Source organism: Massilia pseudoviolaceinigra (assembly GCF_030846505.1).
GTDB classification, from domain to species: domain Bacteria; phylum Pseudomonadota; class Gammaproteobacteria; order Burkholderiales; family Burkholderiaceae_D; genus Telluria_A; species Telluria_A violaceinigra.
This window is the reverse complement of record NZ_JAVCWL010000072.1, coordinates 1-3626: the sequence shown is the minus strand read 5'-3', so window position 1 is coordinate 3626 and position 3626 is coordinate 1. Positions and strand designations below refer to the sequence as shown.

The following is a 3626-nucleotide window of genomic DNA, read 5'->3' as shown; positions in this document are numbered from 1 at the left end:
TGCCCCGACTCTTCGGCTGATGCTTTGGCCACCTTTTCTTTCAATTGGGCGATGTTCTGCAAACTTTCGTCCACTAAAGTGGCTTGCTTTACCAACGGGCCCAAGGCAAAATCAATCGCTGCAGCCTTGCCTTCCGGACTCGTGTCGGCGAGCAATTTGCTCAAGTGCGCCCGCGCGGCATCGTACTGGACAATTCCAGCATCCAGATCTCGGAACAGGGCTTTCGCAGCCTCCGCCCTGAAGAGTGGCCGGGCAAGGGCGATTTTTTCCCCCAAGGTTTTACGCGCCGCGTCATTAAAAGCGCTGAACTTACTGCTCTCTTCCGGCGTTCTGGCTAGAATTTGGTTGCGCATGGCACGCGCGGCATACAACAGATTGATCGTGGCCTCTTTCGTATATGAGATGCCCAACAGATCGTCCGAGTACGCGCGTTCAGCCTGGGAATTCATCTTTGCCATGTTATAGATTCCAATGGCGGCAACAACGGCACCAAGGATTGCGACTAGCATAAAGCCGGTAAGCAGCCGTGCACGTACGGATAGTTGGGTGGACATAAAGACTCCTTCTTATAAGGTGATGTCGCCTTTCGCGGAGCCGCCGTGCGGGCCAGCCCGTAGAGACTCGATTGCGAAACTGGGGTTGTAAGGCACCTGATGTCTTTCGTCCTATCACCTAGTTTTCCCCTGGTGTTGCGTCCTTTGAAATCCTAGGCCGGCGGGGCGCTAAATCCCGGACTTTTCGAGGGCGTTCAGTAAACTTTCACCCATGGCAGCGTGGGACCAGCCCCGCCCCAATGCATTTGGCCGTTTAACAAAAACCGCGTGCAAAGCCCAGATTTGCGCGCTTCTTGAAGCCCGTTCACAATAGCTGCGTTGTAAGATGCCGCCCATAAATTTTATCTATTATTGATCGGTCTTTCTGGATCGTTATGACGCTACAGACAGGCCAGCACGGCGTGTGGGGCACCATCGCCTTTTTTTGGCCACTGGTCAGAAAGCGTGCTTTATTCCAGTGATGACGCCGTTTTGAGACAGGCCAGGCCCAACGATTCCACCGGCGCTTAGAGCAACAGAGGCACCACCGCCATTTCTCATATGGCCTAGCGCTACATACGTAGAAGTGCGGGCCGAAAGATCGTAAATCGCGCGCACCATTGCCAACGTTGAATCGTTCGCGCTACGCTTGTAATCGAGCCGTGCAACTATACCGTCCACGGTAATGTTGGGAGCGAACTTGAAGGCACCGTTGAGATAGCTTAGATGGCTGTGCGGGGTTGCCATCGAGCCTTCATTGTTGCGTCTGACTACGCCGGTGGCAAGACGCCAAGCGCCCTGTTTGACATAACCAGCCACATGCAATCGGTTATCTCTGAGGTTACTTGAAGTTAGCCCGGCGGCAGCGCCGGTAGCGCCATTCTTACGATCGTACGCGCTGGTCACGCCCCAGCCTGGGGTGTCGTAGCGAAGCAATACAGACCATTCCCGGCATGCCTGCGCGTCAGCAGCACTCTCGCCAGGGCAGTTGGTACCGCCAGGGCCCCCGGCGTTCGAAACGTCTCGGCCGAGGCTGTATGACGTTCCCACGGTAACTTTGTCGAATGTACCCTTGTAAGCAACCGAGTTGTCGGTACGGCTATTGGGGATTGCAGCGTCCAGGGAGCCCAAGCCATATTGCGTTGGCCCGACAATCTCGACCTCTCCCATCGAGTGAAAGAGCATGTTGTAATTACGGCCGAACGTGACTTGGCCCCAGTCGCCGCGTACGCCCACCCACGCTTGGCGGCCAAACAGCCGATTGCCCTGCCCGCTCGTCCCCGAGTCGATCGCAATGCCCGTCTCCACCGTAAATATCGCTTTCAATCCAGCGCCGAGGTCCTCTGTCCCCCGAAAACCCAAGCGTGATGGCATCATCCCCCCACCCAGATTCGGCATCCACACCCGGCTATGCTTCTGTGCATCGACGTTTGTGTTGTAGTCGATGGCCGCATCGAGCGTCCCATACACTGTAACGTTGCTTTGGGCGAGGACTGGGGCGGCAACCGTCAAGCTGGTGGCTACTACAAGCACACCACACGCTAGTATATTATTCATGATATTCCTTTGGTATGTAATGAAAAATGGACGAGACGGCTTCTCTCTCAGACCTTTGCTGGCGTAGATACAGCGCAACTTATCATCGGATTCAAGTGTTAAGGAGGCTCCCCCCAAGCAGATCATTTAGAGCTCGGCAGGTAGCTATGTTTGTGCAAAATTCGCGCCAGCGTTCCGTCTACTCGTACCGCTTCAAATGCATCGCGCCAGCGGCTCGCCTCAGCAGGAGGCGTCTCCAGTGACGCTGCTAACCAGACTACATAATTCTCCAACACAAGACCTTCTCGTAAATCGCCGCGGGGAATCCCGACATGGGCGGCGGCTTCTAATGCGCCGTTCCGTCCACCCAGCCAGGCATCGATCCGTCCTGACATAAGCTTCCGAACGTTTGTCTCTTCATCGCGTGAAGGTTTAAGGTAGATGAAGTTAAGGCGTTGCGCTAACTCTTCACCGATCGAATTGCGTGTGACACCAACTGCCAACCGGCGTGCGACATCAAGATTGTGGATCTCGACTGTACTATCGCGACGGGTGAACAAAAGGAATTGCTCTTCTATGAGGGGGACCAGCCAAAGGTATCGCTGCTCGCGGGCAGGAGTGCGACCCAAAAAAGTTAGTATGTTTGGCTTGCCACGGGCATTGACAGTCGCCCGCGCAAGCGGGACCACCGTAACACTGTCGTTCCGTTGCATGCGCCGCAGCACTTCGGCAACAAGCTCCGCTTCGATTCCGGCAGACACTCCCCGTACGGTGTAGGCGAATGGGGGCAGATTAGGGAGCAGGAATTCAGCCGCGTGGGCACTGGCGATGGTCGACAACCAGCAAAGCAGCCCGCAGCAGTAGCGATAAGTAAACCCCCTACGCCATTCCCCAGTCCGGAGGTTCATTAATCATTTCGTATAAATACCGACCCCGAGCATAACGCCGTCAATCGCCATCACATAAGTCTTCTTTGGCTGAATGGTCTTGCTGACGGGATGGACCCAGCGGTAAGACACCCAGCCACTGCGCCCCCGTTTCAGTACCTCAAGCATCTCTTTGTTAAACGGCTTGTCGTCCGCGTCTTTCAACTCGAGTAAGTCCTTCCCGTTCAGGCGCGCATTGGTCGGGTGGCAGATCATCTTCGCTTTTAGATCTTGGATATATACGTAGAGCTCACCATCAATGTAGCCCTTTGTCGGATCGGCAAAATCTTTACACGCGACCGGGATGCCGACAGCATGAATGTGCTTTGCAGCCCTTTCTGCCAAGGAAATTGCCGCCTTTTCTTGCGATGTCTCAGCGTGCGAAGAAGAGACGACGGTAAAACCAGCCAATACCAAAGCACAAGCAAAACGCATGATATACCTCCGTTTGAGGGGACACCGAAATACCGGCGGAAACGATTGAATCAACACTACCCACGAACTTGTGTGCATCAATGCCCTTCCTATCCGGTTGTCCAAGACTACGCGCTTCTGCCCAGGAAGACCAGTTAGACGCACCGATCATGCAGCTGAAATCGATCTTGTTGTTGCGGTGCAACTAAAAGGAGGT

At 54.7% G+C, this 3626-nt stretch carries 4 protein-coding genes; all 4 read right to left on the bottom strand.

Annotation, left to right across the window (positions count from 1 at the left end):
- On the bottom strand, positions 1-554 hold a 554-nt coding region (locus RBA40_RS32930; protein ID WP_306653085.1), incomplete at its 3' end, for an MCP four helix bundle domain-containing protein.
- 435 nt (positions 555-989) lie between these two features.
- The gene (locus RBA40_RS32925; protein ID WP_166898699.1) at positions 990-2090 is read right to left on the bottom strand and encodes a porin; all 1101 of its coding nucleotides are present in this window, start codon (positions 2088-2090) and stop codon (positions 990-992) included.
- Positions 2091-2212: 122 nt separating this feature from the next.
- Positions 2213-2977: a substrate-binding periplasmic protein gene (locus RBA40_RS32920; protein WP_166898701.1), complete on the bottom strand. Its 765-nt coding sequence runs from the start codon at positions 2975-2977 to the stop codon at positions 2213-2215.
- 3 nt (positions 2978-2980) lie between these two features.
- Positions 2981-3430 (bottom strand): cache domain-containing protein, encoded by a 450-nt coding sequence (locus RBA40_RS32915; protein ID WP_166898702.1) that lies wholly within the window; start codon positions 3428-3430, stop codon positions 2981-2983.
- Positions 3431-3626 lie beyond the last annotated feature (196 nt).